This window comes from Thermosphaera sp. (assembly GCF_059755995.1).
In genome coordinates this window covers 1-17,315 of sequence record NZ_DBOUKL010000058.1, presented here as the reverse complement: position 1 = coordinate 17,315, position 17,315 = coordinate 1, and the positions used below count along the sequence as shown (strand labels likewise).

At 47.8% G+C, this 17,315-nt stretch carries 15 protein-coding genes; 8 read left to right on the top strand and 7 right to left on the bottom strand.

Annotated elements, in window-relative coordinates:
* Positions 1-3: 3 nt before the first annotated feature.
* On the bottom strand, positions 4-990 hold the full coding sequence (locus AC3OH0_RS05760; protein WP_498345092.1) for a replication factor C small subunit: 987 nt from the start codon (positions 988-990) through the stop codon (positions 4-6).
* A 92-nt stretch (positions 991-1,082) separates the two neighbouring features.
* Here AC3OH0_RS05760 and gins23 point away from each other — a divergent pair, with 92 nt between their 5' ends.
* Both gins23 and mcm read left to right on the top strand, forming a co-directional pair.
* Positions 1,083-1,685, top strand: a complete 603-nt coding sequence (gins23, locus tag AC3OH0_RS05755) for a DNA replication protein Gins23 (protein WP_193436132.1) — start codon at positions 1,083-1,085, stop codon at positions 1,683-1,685.
* The gene (mcm, locus tag AC3OH0_RS05750; RefSeq protein WP_193436133.1) at positions 1,660-3,762 is read left to right on the top strand and encodes a minichromosome maintenance protein MCM; all 2,103 of its coding nucleotides are present in this window, start codon (positions 1,660-1,662) and stop codon (positions 3,760-3,762) included. Before gins23 ends, mcm begins: the two co-directional genes overlap by 26 nt.
* A gap of 178 nt (positions 3,763-3,940) precedes the next feature.
* Here the strand turns inward: mcm and AC3OH0_RS05745 are convergent, their stop codons facing one another.
* On the bottom strand, positions 3,941-4,228 hold the full coding sequence (locus AC3OH0_RS05745) for a MoaD/ThiS family protein (protein ID WP_193436134.1): 288 nt from the start codon (positions 4,226-4,228) through the stop codon (positions 3,941-3,943).
* 38 nt (positions 4,229-4,266) lie between these two features.
* Positions 4,267-6,054, bottom strand: a complete 1,788-nt coding sequence (locus AC3OH0_RS05740; RefSeq protein WP_193436135.1) for an aldehyde ferredoxin oxidoreductase family protein — start codon at positions 6,052-6,054, stop codon at positions 4,267-4,269.
* A gap of 168 nt (positions 6,055-6,222) precedes the next feature.
* Between AC3OH0_RS05740 and AC3OH0_RS05735 the strand changes: the two genes are divergently transcribed.
* From AC3OH0_RS05735 to AC3OH0_RS05725, 3 genes are all read left to right on the top strand, one after another.
* On the top strand, positions 6,223-6,513 hold the full coding sequence (locus tag AC3OH0_RS05735; protein ID WP_193436136.1) for a hypothetical protein: 291 nt from the start codon (positions 6,223-6,225) through the stop codon (positions 6,511-6,513).
* 4 nt (positions 6,514-6,517) lie between these two features.
* A complete protein-coding gene (locus tag AC3OH0_RS05730) occupies positions 6,518-8,023 on the top strand; it encodes a sodium:solute symporter family protein (protein WP_193436137.1) in 1,506 nt (501 codons plus the stop codon).
* A gap of 137 nt (positions 8,024-8,160) precedes the next feature.
* A complete protein-coding gene (locus AC3OH0_RS05725) occupies positions 8,161-9,549 on the top strand; it encodes an aspartate aminotransferase family protein (protein ID WP_193436138.1) in 1,389 nt (462 codons plus the stop codon).
* Between the two features lie 114 nt (positions 9,550-9,663).
* On the opposite strand, the gene AC3OH0_RS05720 is transcribed toward AC3OH0_RS05725, so the two are convergent.
* Positions 9,664-10,176, bottom strand: coding sequence for an Lrp/AsnC family transcriptional regulator (locus AC3OH0_RS05720; RefSeq protein WP_193436139.1), 513 nt, complete (start codon positions 10,174-10,176; stop codon positions 9,664-9,666).
* Between the two features lie 108 nt (positions 10,177-10,284).
* Between AC3OH0_RS05720 and AC3OH0_RS05715 the strand changes: the two genes are divergently transcribed.
* Both AC3OH0_RS05715 and AC3OH0_RS05710 read left to right on the top strand, forming a co-directional pair.
* Positions 10,285-11,595, top strand: coding sequence for an aspartate aminotransferase family protein (locus AC3OH0_RS05715; RefSeq protein WP_227410864.1), 1,311 nt, complete (start codon positions 10,285-10,287; stop codon positions 11,593-11,595).
* A 14-nt stretch (positions 11,596-11,609) separates the two neighbouring features.
* Positions 11,610-13,085: an aldehyde dehydrogenase family protein gene (locus AC3OH0_RS05710; protein WP_498345104.1), complete on the top strand. Its 1,476-nt coding sequence runs from the start codon at positions 11,610-11,612 to the stop codon at positions 13,083-13,085.
* 32 nt (positions 13,086-13,117) lie between these two features.
* On the opposite strand, the gene AC3OH0_RS05705 is transcribed toward AC3OH0_RS05710, so the two are convergent.
* The 3 genes from AC3OH0_RS05705 to AC3OH0_RS05695 all read right to left on the bottom strand — a co-directional run bounded on the left by AC3OH0_RS05705 (position 13,118) and on the right by AC3OH0_RS05695 (position 16,100).
* Positions 13,118-13,408: a MoaD/ThiS family protein gene (locus tag AC3OH0_RS05705; RefSeq protein ID WP_498345091.1), complete on the bottom strand. Its 291-nt coding sequence runs from the start codon at positions 13,406-13,408 to the stop codon at positions 13,118-13,120.
* Positions 13,386-15,281 (bottom strand): aldehyde ferredoxin oxidoreductase family protein, encoded by a 1,896-nt coding sequence (locus AC3OH0_RS05700; protein ID WP_498345090.1) that lies wholly within the window; start codon positions 15,279-15,281, stop codon positions 13,386-13,388. Before AC3OH0_RS05700 ends, AC3OH0_RS05705 begins: the two co-directional genes overlap by 23 nt.
* A 180-nt stretch (positions 15,282-15,461) precedes the next feature.
* Positions 15,462-16,100, bottom strand: coding sequence for a hypothetical protein (locus AC3OH0_RS05695; protein WP_498345089.1), 639 nt, complete (start codon positions 16,098-16,100; stop codon positions 15,462-15,464).
* A gap of 114 nt (positions 16,101-16,214) precedes the next feature.
* Here AC3OH0_RS05695 and mpgS point away from each other — a divergent pair.
* On the top strand, positions 16,215-17,315 hold a 1,101-nt coding region (gene mpgS / locus AC3OH0_RS05690), incomplete at its 3' end, for a mannosyl-3-phosphoglycerate synthase (RefSeq protein WP_498345088.1).

Below are 17,315 nucleotides of genomic sequence, written 5' to 3'. Positions count from 1 at the left end.
GCTTCACCCTGGCTTAAACTTCTTGCCTATCAAGGCTAGCCTCGCTAAGAGAGTGTTCAACTGTATCTCGTCGTCAGCGCCTTCTACAAGCCTGAACTGGATCTCGCCTACGAGGTCGGCTATCACGATCTTTATCTCATCAGGAATCTTTATGTCACTGCTGAATATCTCCTTGTGTATTTGCTTGACAACGTCTACCCCGCTTAAACCATAGGTGATCATAAGGGTTCTAAGCTTGTTTCTAGCCTCGGCGAAGTTGCCTGAGAGAGCTAGCTGAATCATCTCGCGAACCTCACGGGGGTGTGCGAGCCCGACAACCTTGTAGACGTTCTCAACGGTTGCCTCGCCCAGCGCTGCTGATGCTTGAAGAATGTTTATAGCTCTCCTCATGTCTCCTTCTGAAAGCTCAAAGATAGTGTTTAACGCGTCTTCATGGCACTTAACCTTTTCATTACTGCATATGTACTTTAATCTTTCAACAACATCCTCCCTTTTCAACGGGGTAAACCTGAAAACCGCTGTCCTGCTCTGGATGGGCTCTATGATCTTGCTCGGGTAGTTAGCTATCAATATGAATCTCGTTGACGCTGTGTAAAGCTCCATGAGCCTCCTCAACGCTTGCTGAGCGTCAGCAGTCATGTTGTCGGCTTCGTCAAGCAGGATTATTTTGAAAGGCACCTCTCCCATAACACGGGTCCTGGCGAACTCTTTAACCTTGCTCCTAATAACCTCTATACCTCTCTCATCCGAAGCATTAAGCTCTAGGATGAACTGCCTGTAATTATCCCCGTAGAGATCGTGAGCGAGGCAGTGAGCCATCGTAGTCTTCCCAGTACCCGGAGGGCCGGCGAAAAGCATATGGGGCATGTTCCTGTCTGAAACAAACTTCTTAAGCCTAGCAACAATCTCCGACTGGTTCACAACCTCGTCCAAAGTCCTCGGCCTATATTTTTCGGTCCAGAGAAGCTCTATCTCGCTCAAACACTCCACCTCTGGCTCAACGGTTTAAATCCAATCCTATAATAATGGATTGATTGGTAAATAAAGAGATTTCCACAAATCACTGTTTAAGGGCTGTTAAATTGACCGGTCTACTCGAACTGGTTGAAGAACTGGTTTTCAAGTTCATGAGCAGGGATTTTCAGGAGGAAAGCGTGAAGATTGAAGTCGTATCTGATGGTTTGAAGATTTTTCTCGAAGAGAGCTACGTGGAGCTGATGAAAGGCTCAGAGTACACTGTGCCCAGGTGGATGGCTTCAAGGCTTGAATCGATGAACGTGTGCAGGGTTAAGGAGCCGGATGTTACCGTGGAGAAGTTGTCACAGATAGTCTACCTCGAGGAAACCCAGTCGAAGAAGCCGCAACTAACCAAGCTGAACGGGTACTTCTACAACAGGTTGAAGCAGGTAATCAGCAAGCTTGAGGAAAGCTTGAGAACCAGCCCGGACTGGAGAGCCCAGGCTGAAACACTTAAATCATACAGCGAGTTCTACGATGCGTTAACTAGGGAAAGAATTACGAAGATCATTAACCTTCTCAACCTGATGGATATTCCGCAGGATATTAGCGAAAAAATGAGCGAGGAGGAGAAACAACTATACCTTGATTTGAAAACCATTCTCAACCTACATCTCAAAAATCTCCGCATGAGGGGTAAACATGGAGGTTCAATCCTCAAAGGATAAAGAGTTCGACTCTTTAATAGAGTTTCGCAAATTCCTTGAAAGATTTCAAACCAGGGATGGTGTTGCTAAGTATCAGGAGAGAATAAGACACATGGTCTACATGAATCAGAAAAGCCTTGTCATCGACTTCGACGATATCATCCTTTTCAACAGGGAGCTCGCCAGGTTCATCTCCGAGAATCCTGACAAGGGTTTAGAAATCGCGAGTCAAGCTATTATGGAGATAATGAGGAAGAGCTACCCTGAGTATGCTGAAACTGTTGAGAAATTCTACCCTAGATTCCGCAACCCTCCAAGGATTTTCAAAATAAGAGAGCTGAACAGCGAGCACATCGGCAAGCTCGTCGCTCTCGAAGGAATCGTTACAAGAGTCTCAAGAGTGGAGGCTAGGATTGTTAAAGCATACTATAGGCATGTGGACCCGGATACTGGGGAGTTGCATGAATTCCTCTATCCTGAGAAAGGAGAGATGGGGGAGAGGCTTGAAAGACCTCCTTACTGCTTACATTGTCACCGCCCAGTTAGATTGGAGCTTGTGCCGGAGAAAAGCAAATTCATAGATTGGCAGAAAATAGTGGTTCAGGAGAAGCCTGAGGAGATACCGCCCGGCCAGATGCCCAGGAGCGTTGAAGTCATTCTAACCGGAGACTTAATCGATGTCGCAAGGCCAGGGGACAGGGTGATCGTTACCGGGGTGCTAAGGGTAGCCCCTATAGCCTCCCTCCAGAAACCGATCGGGCTTAAACCATTATTCTCCTTCTACGTGGACGCTAACCATGTTGATGTTCAGCAGAAGATTCTCGAGGAGATAGAGATTACAAGGGAGGATGAGGAGAAGATTAAGGAGCTTGCCAGAGACCCGTGGATCAGGGAGAAGATCATTGCGAGCATTGCCCCAGGAATATATGGGCACTGGGATGTGAAGGAAGCCATAGCCCTCCTCCTATTCGGCGGTGTTCCCAAGATCATGGAGGACGGGACTAGGATAAGGGGAGATATACACGTCCTACTCGTAGGCGACCCCGGCACTGCTAAATCCCAGCTCCTACAGTATACTTCAAGAATTGCTCCCCGAGGATTATACACCAGCGGTAAGGGATCCACTGCCGCCGGCTTAACCGCGACAGTGTTAAGGGAGAAGACCACAGGCGAGTACTATCTTGAAGCAGGTGCGCTTGTGATAGCAGATGGGGGAGTAGCATGCATCGATGAAATAGATAAGATGAGGGAGGAGGATAGGAGCGCTATTCACGAAGCCCTTGAACAGCAGACCGTCAGCATAGCCAAGGCTGGGATAGTGGCAAGGCTTAACGCAAGGGCCTCTGTCTTGGCCGCCGGCAACCCTAAGTTTGGAAGATATGATTTAACCCAGCCTGTTAGCAAGAACATTGATCTCCCTCCAACAATCCTCTCAAGGTTTGACCTGATATTCGTCATCCAGGATATTCCGAACAAGGAAAGGGATAGGTTGCTGGCGAAGCACATACTAGAGGTTCACAGCGATATTGAGAAGGCGAGGCCTCAGATCGATCCTCAACTTCTGAAAAAATATGTTAGCTACGCGAGAAGATATATAAGACCCCAGCTGACGCCTGAGGCTAAGAAGCTGCTTGAAGACTTCTACGTCAGCATGAGAATGGCATCGGTGCCAGCGGAGGCTGGGAAGCCGACCGCGATCGCGATAACCCCGAGGCAGCTTGAAGCATTGATAAGGCTTACCGAAGCCCATGCTAAAATGGCTTTGAAGCAGAAGGCAACCGAGGAGGATGCTCAGGAAGCAATCAGGCTTACGCTTAACACCCTTGTCAAAGTAGGATACGATATTGAATCCAAAACTCTGGACATAGATATTTTGGAGACAGGCATTTCGGCTGCGAGAAGAGAGAAGATAAAGGCTTTGAAAGCATTCATGGATCAGCTGCTGGATGAGGTAGGCGAGATAGAGAGAAGTGAGCTCGTTAAGAAGGCTGTGGAGAAAGGCTTTGACAGGGAGCTCGTGCTCGAACAGATTCAGAAGCTGATTCAAAGCGGAGAATACTACATGCCGAGGCCGGGGAAGCTGTCCAGGGTGAAGTAAGGGATTTAGATTAAGCGAGAAAGAGTTCAGCACCAGGCCTCACGGTTTTCCATACTCATCAACCAATGTTTCAGCTAGACCTGTTGAGGTAATCCACGTGAATGGTTTCCTGCTTGCTTAACTATAACTATGCATTTGGATAATTGAAAAGTGCCAAGCATTATTCCTGGAGACGCTATCACCCTCCGTGTAGAGGGGGCAGAATATCTACAACATCACCATCATTCACCACTGCAGTGTCCCCGCCTAGGAACATTACATGCCTTCCATTTACGAGTATGGTTAAGCCCTTAACTTCTATTCTTTCATCACGGATAGTGATGAACTCGTTGAGGGGTGGATGTATTCTCAAAATCTCCTTGATTAAGTCAATAAGAATCAAGGAATGGTTTTTAGGCTCGAGCGCTAATACCTCTCTTCCTGCAACATCTTTAAGAGCACCGTAGAGACGTACTATGATTGTCATTAAACCAGCCCGAGCCCGATCTATTAGGGTGTGAAAAATTAAACAATAGAGGTTAAACCAAGCTTATCCAGCGTCTCCTTTAACGGGACCCCGTTGGAATCCCATCCCCTTCTAACATAGTATGCGTCCAGCATTTTCTCGAAATCCTCCCTTGTCACCACCCAACCAGTATCTTCCCTGCGCTGGTGGAATCTCGGAGGTAGCGAGTCATCCTTCCTGCTGACACCCTCTCTGACATTGAATAGTCTTGAAAGATTGTATATTCTCTCACCTGTTTTCAGGAACTCTTCCATATCATAGTTGAATCCTATCGTGTTTAACATTTTAATATAGGTTCTGATCATTTCATCAGGCGGCTTAACAGAGTTACCGGGTATGTTGTCACATGCAACCAGAGTCCATAATGCAGCGTTCCTATCTTGGAGATACTTTGTCAGGTTAACTAGTTCCTCCATGGTAAGCTTTGATGAGACTTCAGCAGCCACCGTCCAGGCTCTCAAATGGTCTCCTCCCCTATCAGCAGTTGCGTACGCTAGCGCCATCCCTACAACACCCCTTGGATCGTAAGCCGGGATTTCAAGCCCCTTAACGTGCAGAGCGTATTCTTCAGCCTTCAGGGTTTTAGAAGCACTCGCCAAACCCTCAGCGAGAATCTCGCCTATCCCTCTCCTGTACGCTACATCGTAGACTAGTTTAACATAGCCTTCCACATCCCCCCATTGCAACTTGTATTCGCGCAAGCCGCCTTTTTCACTCAACTCCATTAAAACCGCCGCAATGTTCCCCATGGTTATCGAGTCCATGCCCAACGCGTTGAGAACCGTGTTGATCTTGATTAAAGCCTTCCTGTCGAATATTAGTAAGTTGGAACCGTTCATGGCAACGGTCTCATATTCTATTCTCTCGGTGGTGGAGCTGTTTTCCACCACGGTTGTTCCACATTTAAGGGGGCATGTTGGGCAGGCTATTCTCTTAACAGTGATCCTCCCCCATGCATCATCAGCTAGCTCCGGCCATTTCTCATGAGATCCTAGCTGGAAGTTTTTAACAGGCAGGATTTTCGACTCTGCCGTTACTCTTAGAACAGGGAGGTTTCCGCCCACACCTATTCCTGGGGCGACGTCCTCCATAAGCATCTTCAAGTACTTGTTGGTCAGCTCCTTCTGCAACTCCTTGTCAACGCCTCCGGCAAGGTCGTCAGCTCTAAGCCACCCTTTCACTACCACCGCCTTCAAATTCTTAGAGCCCATTACCGCTCCCAGGCCTCCGCGGCCAGCAACTCCGGGACGGGTCTTCGGGCTTTCCCTTAAGTCTATCTGTATGTTAGCAAACCTTACCAAGTTCTCGCCAGCTGGACCAATCGTTAACACTGAGTAATCCCTGAAGTACTCTCCAACCTCGTAAGTCGTCTTCCCTCTGAGATGCTCACAATCCATTAGCCTGCCTCCCTCCCTCGTAATCTCCAAGCACTTCATACCATCACTCTTCCCCTCGACAGCTATCCCTATGTAGCCAGCCCTCCTCAACTCTATTGCGAAGGAGCCTCCCGCGTTACTGTCGCAGTAAAGTCCCGTGAGCGGCGACTTAGAGGCAACGACCGTTCTAGTGAACGTCGGATAGATGAATGCTAGCGGCCCTGAAAAGATGAATAGTTTGTTCTCCGGGGACAACGAGTTAATCCCCGGCTTCACCTCCTTATACAGGTAGTAAGTAGCTAATCCCTTACCACCGATAAACTTCTCCACTATGCTGTCAGGTAATTCCTCTTCCTCAATCTTGCCTGAAGACATGTCGACACGGAGTAGGGTCTGAGCAGGATAAATCAAGACGAACCCACCACAATATTAGTTAGAGGATTAAGCAATATTTAACAAGGTAACAAGTACTCCATGGAGATGTTTTAACTATAATTGAATAATGATTGTTCAATGTCCAAAAATCACCATGTTTCAACTAAATATTGCTCAATAGAAATGTCAAGACTGGGTTGATATATGAGTGTGCAGGAAGATAGAAACATTCCTAACGATGTCGATGTAATACCTCCAACTCCTATGAAGTGGGAGTATCTGTGGATAGTCTACCTGGTCTTCGTAACGGGCTTAGTCTGGTATGTGTCTGAAAACCTCCTTGTGTGGGAACCAAGTAGTAGTATACTCGACCTGCCGAAGCCGGTGGTAGGAGCGTTAATGATTGCCTCGACCTGGCTCGTAGTGAACTTCCTGGTTTTCACAGTCTACTACAGTGTACTCAGAAAGCGTTTAAGAAGCCTGAGGGAGGCGTGAAGTCATGAACCTATCCCAGTGGTCGTGGATTGTACTCTCCACGTTAATAGGCTTCTACATTACCATGTTGATTGCGGGATACGTAGCCTCTAGGAGGCTTAAAACAGGGCTCCGCGAATTCTACGTGGCCGGAGGGACATTGTCAGCGCTGACAATAGTATTTCACTATATGGCGACTTACATGGAGGCATGGGAGTTCGTTGGAATGCCCGCGGTCATAGTGAGCGAGGGTTTTGAATGGTGGGTTATGGAGATGATCTTCTATCTAAGCTTTGTAGCGCTCTTCCCGCTTGTATCGCTGAGGATATACAGGGCGGCTAAACTGCACAATTACGTGACCCCGACAGACCTTATAGTGCACAGGGTAGGTGGGTTCGAGAAACCGCTCAGAATACTCATATCGTTAATGATATTCTATGCCACTATTATCTATATAGGCATGATCTACATCCCCGCGGCTGGAGTCCTGTCCGCCTCAACAGGAGGTGAGATCCCTTATCAAGCATTCCTGGCAATCTACGTGATCTTCATGATCATTTACTTGTTAATGGGAGGCTTCAGGGCTGCAGCATACGCTAACATCATCTCAGGGGTCGCGTTCATAGTGGCCTTCATAGCAATGATCTACGCTACACTAACCTACTGGGGAGGCTTCAGCAACCTAGCCTGGAGTGCATACACCTCGGAAATCGCTCCACAAGTCTTTCAGAAAACCCAGCCAACCCAATACTTTTTAACAATGCTGCTTGTTTACGGATTGTCGTGGCTGTTTATACCTCACTTGGTGACAGCTTTCTATGCTTCAAAAGATAGCAAGGCAGTGTTGGTCGGGGGCTTGGGCTCCAATGCCGGTTTCTTCCTTGGAGCTTTTGTATCCCCCTTGTTGCTGGGACTGGGTATTCTAGCATTGTTCGGTTCAAGCCTGCCTGAGGTCGAAGTTGTGGAAGGCTATGTGCCACTACTCTTCATTCAGCTTTTCGGGTATGGGCCGATACTCATATTGATAATAATTGGGCTCATCGCTATAACAAGGTCGACGATCGATACAATGCTACTTCTAGCATCCTCAATAGTGGATGTTGACATAATAGAGAAAGCCTTAGGGTTGAAAATATCCGAGCGCTCGAGGAAGATGGTTACCAACCTCGTGGTGATTGCCGTTGCCTTAATAAGCATCCTGCCAGCATTAAACCCTGAAGCGCCAATGGTTATTATCGGATACGAGTTGGCCTGGCCAGCATACGCCGTGATAGCATGGCCTACCATGATAATGCTGCTCTGGCCGAGAGCGAACAAGTACGGAGGTTTCGCCTGCTACCTGGCAGGTTTCGCTTCGCTCCTCTTATTCACCTACGTTATCTGGCCTGAAGCACCGCACAACCCGTTCGGTCTCTGGGAGGGGACGTTGCCTTCTCTAATCGCCGTAGCCACGCTAATCACAGTCTCCTTGCTAACGCCTCCACCGTCGAAACAGTTCGTAGAGAGCTATTACAGGTTGAATAAGCAATAACCTCTTCTTTTTTCTCAACCATTGCACCTAGCTTTCTTAAAACCTTGGCAAAATAGCGAGGGGAAATTGGAATATTTCCAATAAGATTATGAATTAGTTTATTTTCTGACCATTGAAAACATATATTGGTGGAACATTTGTCTGAAAAAACCCTTACCGAGGAATATGTCAGCAAATTCTCTGAGAAAACTCCTAAGTCGAGAGAAATATGGTTGAAACTACGGAAGCTAACCCCGTACGGAGTTCATAGTAATTGGAGAGTGTTCGAGCCCCACCCCTTGATGCTGCAGAAAGCCAAGGGTTCAAGAGTCTGGGATGTCGACGGCAATGAGTACATAGACTACACCATGGCTTTCGGCGCTCTCGTAGTGGGCCACGCAAATCCCGTGCTTCTCGAGAAAGTGAAGCAGAAAATGGATGAGGGGACAATATATGGTTATGAGACAGAGTTAAGCTGTAAGTTAAGCGAGGTTGTGACCCGCAGGTACGGGTTCGACATGGTTAGATTTTCCAACACAGGTTCTGAGGGAACCCTTCTAGCCATAAGGCTTGCCCGAGTAGCAACTGGGAGAAGCAAGATACTCAAGTTCGAAGGACACTATCACGGCTCACACGAGCTGTTAATGGTAGGGGTTAAACCCGATTTAAAGCATGCTGGACACCCTAAGAAGCCCAGGTCGGTCCCAACAGGCTTTCCCTACCATGTAGTTCCGAAAGAGTTGGCTGAAAACGTGGTGGTTGCGCCCTGGAATGATGCTGAAGCGATTGAAGAGATAATGAAAGTACATGGAAACGATATTGCCGCGATCATCATGGAACCTGTTGCCATGAACATGGGGGTTGTCCCCGCTAAGAAAGACTTCATGGTCTTCCTCAGGAAAATCGCTAACGAATACAACAGCTTACTGATATTTGACGAGGTTAAAACATCAGGTATGTGGTATAGGGGTGCCCAGGAGTATTTCGGGGTTAAACCAGATATAATGGTAGCGGCGAAAGCAATAGGCGGCGGCTTCCCCTTTGCTGCTGTACTAGCTAGCAAGGAACTGCTCGAGCTGGTTGGGCCTCGCAAAGTCCCCCATGGAGGTACGTTCAACGCTAATCCATTATCAGTTTACGCCGCATACGTAACGCTGACAGAACTGCTCACGGAGTCAAATCTAGCGTACACGCACAAGCTAAGTGAGGAGCTGGCGAAAGGCTACAGGGATATTATAGAGGACAAGGGGTTTGAAGCCCATGTTGTCCAAGTAGCCAACAAGGGCACCATCTACTTCTCAAGGGAGGAAATCAATACTTGGAGAGACTTCGTGTTGAAAGTCAAGTGGGGACCTTGGTACGTTTGGACTCTCGGCATGGTGATAAGGGGGATAATACCTCAGGCAATGGCTTACGACGAGCAGTGGACGATTTCAATAATGCACACGAGAGATGATATTCAGAAAACACTGGAGGTAGCAAACATCGTGGCAGCGGAGATGAAAGGTAGGGCAACGGAAGCGATCGCGATAGAAGAATCTATATAGGTATTTTTTCAAACCTTTTCTCCAATTCCCTGAAGAACCTGTTAAGCTAAAGCCCAAATTCACCAAGCAGTAGAAAACCAAAAATACGTGAAGCACGGCTACAGTAAGCTAGCTCTAACCTGCTTCCCGGAGGGTGTTTTGAGTAGTTGGCTGCTCCGGTATCTCTATGTGCAAATAAGTTTCCTCTTTAACCACTTTCGCCACTACCATGGTTGACGATCTCTCGATCATGGGGGAGTTTATCAGTTCCTCTAAAAACTCCATGTACTTAGGTTTCGACGGGAACTTTGCAATTACTATGAAATCCACGTCCCCCAGCACATAGTACACTGATTGAACATATGGGTTTTTAGCCAGGAACCTGCCTACTTCTTCATGATACTTCGGACCATACTTAGCCCTAACATGCATGACTATAAAATACTCGTATCCTAGTTTATCGCTGTCCAGGATAACCCCGTACTTTTTAATTATCCTGCTCATCTCTAACTGTCTCAGCCTGTGGTATATGGTAGACTTAGGTATTTTCAAAACCTTCGCCAACTCTCTAACGCGAAGCTTAGGGTTTTCCTGTAGGTGTTTCAAAATAGCCAGATCTATTTCATCAAGCTCTTTCCTTCTCCTCATTTTGAACACATTACTAATTTAATAGCGAATAATTTTAAACTTTTTCTAAAATTCAAGTTGAAACAGTTTATTTCTGTCTAATAAAGAACATTAACCGGTGGATACTTGGTGAAATTAGATCCTTACTTAGAAAAGCGTGAAAAATACATTATGAAAGGTGTTTCACTAGCCCATCCTATCACGATTGTGAAAGGCCGGAACGCTCTTCTCTACGATATTAACGGGAAGGAATACGTGGATTTCACCAGTGGAATAGGGGTTACCAGCTTAGGGCATGCTAACCCTGAGTTGGTAAAAACCGTCACGGAACAGTTAGAGAAGCTATGGCACACCTGCTTCATGGTCACTAACTATCCCTCGTGCGCTGAGTTAGCGGAGAAGCTGGCTAAAATAGCTCCGGGCGTTTCCGAGAAACAAGTACTGTTTCAAAACAGCGGGTCTGAAGCCGTCGACAACGCTATCAAGATAGCGAGACAGGTCACGGGTAGATACTATATCGTTTCATATGAGAATAGTTTCCACGGGAGGGGCGCGTACGGGTTCGCGCTATCTGCAACGGGTAAATGGAAACCCTACAAGGTAGGGTTCGACCCCCTACCACCAGGGGTTGAGCTAATACCATACCCTTACTGCTATAGATGCCCGTTTAAACAGGAATACCCTGGTTGCGGATTAGCCTGCTTAGATTACGTTAAGAAATGGTTTATCAATACAAGAGTCCCCCTTGAGAGAACGGCTGGATTCCTCATTGAAGTCGTGCAAGGAGAAGGAGGATACGTGGTAGCCCCGTTGGATTATGTAAGAGAGCTTAAAAAATTCCTTGAGGAAAACAATGTGCTCCTCATAGATGACGAAGTACAGGCAGGCTGGGGTAGAACCGGGAAGCTCTGGGCCATAGAAAACTTCGGGGTTGAGCCGGACATAATGACTACGGCTAAGGCGATCGCTAATGGGCTTCCCCTATCCGCAGTCGTAGGAAGGAAGGAGTTGATGGAGAAAACCCACCCCGGAAGCTTCGGAGGCACCTACGGAGGCAACCCCGTCTCATGCGCGGCGGCTTTGAAAGTCATCGAGGTAATGCAGAGGGATAGGTTACCGGAAAGAGCTGTGGAACTGGGTGAGATGGTTAGGAAAAGGCTGAATGAACTCTACGAGAAGTATGAGATAGTGGGTGATGTTAGAGGGCTCGGCGTCATGCAGGCAATAGAGCTGGTAAAGGATCGTAAAACAAAAGAACCCGCATCCAGTGAGACCTCGAAAGTGATCGATAAAGCGAGAGACAAGGGCTTACTGCTACTGAAAGCTGGCCTATACCACAACGTTATCAGGCTACATCCCCCGTTAACCATTGAGAAGGAGATATTGGAGAAAGGCCTTGACTTGCTGGAGGAGTCGCTGAAAGAGGTTTTAAAGGTGTGAAGCCTGTGGGGTCAATGCTACAGCCGCCGAAATCCGAGTATGGAGTGCTGAAAATCTACGTAAACGGTAAATGGATCGAATCTGGCACCAACACTTACCTAGACTTTTATGATCCAGGTTTAGGGAAAGCTATAGGGAAAGTACCATTAGTGACCAAGGAGGAAGTGGACGAGGCTGTCGAGTCAGCGTACGAAGCCTTCAAGTCCTGGAGCACCTTGCCGATGCCTGAGCGAGCCCAGTATTTATTCAAAATTAAACACATTCTCGAGGAGAACAAGGAGTTGCTGGCCCGGGTGAACACGCAGAATCATGGAAAACTCCTACGGGAGTCTCGTGGCGATGTGAAAAGGGCGATAGAAAACGTGGAGGCCGCTATCTCAGTAGCCTACTCACTAGCGAAAGGAGAATACCAGCACGAGATAGCTAAGGGAATTGATGAAACTCTAATTAAGGAGCCGTTAGGTGTTTTCACTGTTGTAAGCCCTTACAACTTTCCAATAATGATACCTTTCTGGTTCATACCCTACGCCCTCGTCCTAGGCGACACTCTGGTTGTTAAAGCAAGTAGCACAACCCCACTGCCAATAGCTGTCACGCTTGAGCTTCTCACCAACATGTTACCCCCAGGGGTTGTAAACCTGGTGTATACTGATCACAGGAACGGAGAGTACTTGGTAACCCATCCGTTAATAGAGGGAACAGCCTTCGTGGGCACGAGCGACGCAGCTCTGAGACTCTATGAGCTCTCAGCTAAGCATGGAAAAAGATTTCTAGCAGGCGGAGGCGCTTCAAACTACGCGGTCGTCATGCCTGATGCCGACATGGATAAAACCATAAACGCGCTGCGAGACGCTAAATTCGGCAACACGGGGCAGAGATGCCTGGGGATACAGAACATTGTAGTAGTAGGGGGTTCAGACTTTTACGAGGAATTTAGGAACGCGTTTGTAGACTCAGCTAAGAAGATTAGAATAGGCCACGGTCTCGACGAAGAATCTGAAATGGGTCCGATGGCAAGTGTGAAGTACAGGGAAAACGTGATCAGGATGATCGAGACCGGTCTCGGCGAGGGCGCCAAGGCAGTCCTTGATGGGAGAAATTACGTGAACCCTGAATTCCCGAAAGGGTTCTATCTCGGACCCACAGTCCTCGAGGATGTGAACCCTAATATGAAGGTTGCCCGCGAAGAGATCTTCGGCCCCGTGGCTAATTTGATGAGGGCGGAGACCCTTGAAGAGGCTGTTGAGTACGTGAATAAGAACAAATATCATCATACTGCAGTAATATTCACGAGAAACGGTAAGTGGGCTAGGGAATTCGTGCACAACGTCTACGTGGGGAATGTAGGAGTAAACATTGGTATAGCAGCCCCGGTGGGCTGGTTTCCTTTCGGAGGTAGACGATTAGCAGGATTAGGAAGCCATCATCCGCAAATCGATGTTGTCGATTTCTTCACTGATAGGAAGGTCGTGGTGGAGAGATGGTGGTAGGAGAACAATGTTTTTTACACTTAAAACCAGCATCATCCTCCGTCAAAGGGTATTGTCAACACAACCTCATCCTTGTCGCTCAAATCCTTGTCAAAATCGTGAACTATTGAACCATTAACTATGATGAGGGTTCCCTGGTTCAGTCTTCCATCCTCGCTGAAAAACCATTTACCGAGTTCTTCACCGTGTGCACGAGCCAGCTCCTTTAGTAAATCCCTCAGCTTGGTTCCTTTTTCCAGCATTAATTCCTCGCTTTCCAACCCGGTTAGTGATTGGAAAAGAGGGGCTAAGTATTTCACTTTAACCCTTATACAGTTCTGCAACAACATAGTCTAATCCCAGCTCGTAAAGCTTTCCTGGCGTCGGCCTCCCCTCCTCATCCCAGCCGGCTATCTCGTAGAATAGTTTAACAGCCTTGTCAAACTCCTCCTTCTTAATCCTCTGTCCCTTCCTAGAGCCGAACTCTAACTCCTCGAAAAACCTTGGCGGCAACACGTCTTCTTCGCGCTTAAAACCTTCTCGAACATTGAAGGCTCTTGCAAGGTTGAAAGCTCTCTCGCTCGCCTTCATCAAGCTCCAGAGGCTCATCCCCCAGCCCGTGGCAGCGTTAACTATCTCGACCATGTGATTGGGTGTTAAAACCCCGGCTGAGTGAGGCGTGAAGACAAACTTGCACACCCCCATGCAGTCCTCAAGACCCCACCATAACATCCCATAGTAGACGGCTTTCACCTTCTCGTGATCAAGCATCAGCCTGTTAACGGGTCTAGTTAACCCGAGCGCGGTAAGGTATTGAGTGATTCTCTCATAGGTTGCGTCATGCGGGGCTTGCATGTGATCAGCCCCTATAGGTGAGAGAGCGTACTGCAAGCCGACGCCTACTTTACCCCGGGGTTCATGCATAGGTATCTCCCTGGATTTAACATGCATCGCGTACTTCTCAGCTCCTCGCCCAATCTTCTCAGCAGCCCTCCTCACCCCTTCAGCCAGCACATCCCCGAGGCCTTCACGCTTGACAATCATTTCCAGCAGTCTCAGCGCTCCATTTCCATCGCCAAACCTTACCTCTAACCCCCCGGTGTCCTCCGGGGTTAGCACACCCTTATCGAAAAGCTCCATGGCGAAGGCTACGGCTACACCCGCGCTGATAGTGTCAACGCCGTATGCGTTGCAGATCTGGTTTGCCTTCGCAATAACGTTGAGATCGCTGACACCGCACAAGGGTCCGAACGATACGATGGTTTCATACTCGGGACCGCCGTAAGAGGGATCCGTCTCATACGGCTCACTAGTTTTAACATCTCTCTTACAGCGGATTGGGCATGCGAAGCACCCGGATTTAGATACCAGTATTGTCTTGTTCAAAACCTCGCCGCTTACTTTGAACGCCTCCTTAAACGACCCTCCCCTGAAGTTTAAAGTGGGAAGTATTCCATCCTTGTCAAAAGGAGTGATCAGCTCTGCCGTACCGTACTCGCTCCTCGAGACAGCGCCTGGCTGCTTCCTCCAGTTATCGTTAAACCACTTAACAATCTCCACGAGCTTCTTCTCATCATAGAACTTCACTGTTTTCCCGGTTGCTCTCACTGCAATAGCCTTAAGGTTTTTAGAACCCATAACGGCTCCAAGTCCTCCCCGTCCCGCTGCATACCTGTTTTCAAACATGATATTGGCAAACCTCACCAGCTTCTCGCCTGCAGGCCCGATGCATCCAATCCTAGCCAAGGGCTCTCCAAGCTCCTTTTTAATCTCCTCAACTGTTTCCTTCGTCGTCAACCCCCATAAACGGGTAGCATCCCTGAGTTCCGCACGCCCGTCTTTAATCCAAAGGTAGACGGGTTTCTCGGACGCCCCCTCCACGATAACCACGTCGAAACCCGAGTTCTTAAGCTCCGGTGCAAAGAAGCCGCCAGCCTCTGACTCGCCGTAAGTCCCTGTCAGAGGGGATTTCGCGGCAACAACAATCCTGTTGACACCTGGAACAGGGGTCCCCGTGATCACGCTTGTAGCGAAAACCAGCTTGTTCCCCGGGCTTAAAGGGTCGGTTCCAGGTTTAAGCTCCTTGAAGAGAACATATGCGGCAATCCCTCTTCCACCCAGATACTCTCTGTACAGCTCCTCGGGAACCTCCTCAATCCTTAGACTCCCAGTGGATAAGTTTACCCGGAGCCATTTACCATTAAACCCGTAGGGCAATGTAAACACCATTTAAACATTATCCTCGGTCATCTAAAAAATGTGAAAGCATTGTTGATTAAACAATTAACAATAGTTTAGGTGAAAGACTATGTGAGATCAAAGATGATTGTAAAGTTTGCAAACAGGCACGGTGGTCACGCCACATCTTTAAGTCCCGGAAAAATAACTGGTTTAGGTTTACTCCTCGAGCCGCGGCTTCCCCCTGGTTAATTGGATTATGTTGAACACTATTATGAGGAGCATTGCCACTGTTAACCCCCAGATAATAGGGGTTAGCATGTTGGTTAAGGCTTCAACACTTATCCCCGCCTGCTCTATTGCGAAGATAACGATGACTATGTAGAATAGTAGTCTAAGATACTCCGCCACAGGCGCCAGGAGCTGCATCTCGGTTCTAAGCTCGGAGCTCTTGTAGACGTAGCTTACGAAAACATCTGTCAGTATGAAGCCCGTGATAATTATTATCAACGCCTTAACAAGCCCAACGACATAAATGTTCAGCAAGTATTGTGTCATGCTTGCTATTTCAGCAAGCCCTAGGTATCTTGAACCATAATGGATCCCTAACAAGATAAACACTATGTACAGAATCCACGCTGTAACCATGCCGAAGAACTCCCCAGCCGACAATCCCGTGCGTTTAATCGCTCTCCCAAAGCTAAACCTTCTAAGCCACTCGTCAAAACCAAGCTTCTCCGATGCTTTCACAACAAGTAGCTTAACACCCTTCCCGAGCAGGAAGCCTACAATGCTCAGCATAATAGCAATACCTATCGCGATCGAAACATCCACGATGAAATCCGGGGAGACCTCCATTATAGCAACCCCTAGTTGAAAACACGTTTCAGTCAATAATAATATGGTTGAAGGCAAGATATAAATCGGATATTAGGATTTAGAATTTAGACGTGCTTGTAGGCTGGTTTGAAAATGTACATTAGCTATCCATCAAGGTTTGAAACATACGGAGCTGTTAAGATCTACGAGCTGTCCAAGGTTTACTCTTTATTCGCTATAAAAGCAGAGTGGAAGCCGGGGCTGTACAACATCCCGAATTTCAATGAGCTTGAAAAAACCGCTGAGAAAACCGTAATAGTAGTCCCCTCTAGAAACGAGGACCCTATGGTTTTAGAGGGGGTTTTAAAAGCCATCCCCGTTTACTCTCCTATAATACTGGTATCGGCATCAACCCAGGCTCCTCTAAACATGTACAGTGTTGAGACGGACATTGCTAAAACCCTCTACAAAGTAACTGGGAGGCCCACGATAATAGTGCACCAGAGAGACCCCGTTATCGCTGAGGAGCTGGGGCCGCATATACCGGGCATCTTGGATGAGGATGGATTGGTCAGGTATGGGAAGGGTGAAGGATTACTGATTAGCGTACTACTTGCAGACGGGTTGAACGCTGAGAACATCGGGTTCATAGACGCGGATAATTATATCCCTGGCGCGGTTCTCGAGTACACCCTGAAATATTATACTATTCTAAACATGAGCGAGTCGGATTACAGGATGGTGAGGCTCTCATGGGGGTATAAGGCGTGGAGCTCCACAGACCTCTACTTTAGAAGGATGGGGAGGGCCTCAACAATCGTGAACAATGTTTTAAACAAGATCCTCTCGCTGAGGAGGAGGGCTGAAACAGACATTGTTAAAACAAGCAACAGCGGTGAACACGCCATGAGCGTTAAGCTCGCCAAGGAAATAAGTTTCGCAGGTGGTTACGCTGTTGAGACACAGGAGCTTGTAAGCCTCCTGGAAGCATGCTACATCGGAGTCGAGGATGGAATGTGCCCAGCGTTGCCGGGGAATATTGAAATATATCAGGTGGAAACCAGGAACCCTCATATACACTCGGAGAAAGGGGAATCACACGTTATTGAAATGATAATTGAAAGCTTGTCGACAATATATCACTCTAAACTGGTGGATAGTAAGGGGAAGGCATTGGTCATCGACACGCTAATGGATCTCGCATACGAGGGTGAGCCCCCGCCCCCCTTGAAATACTCCATACCCAGTTTGAAC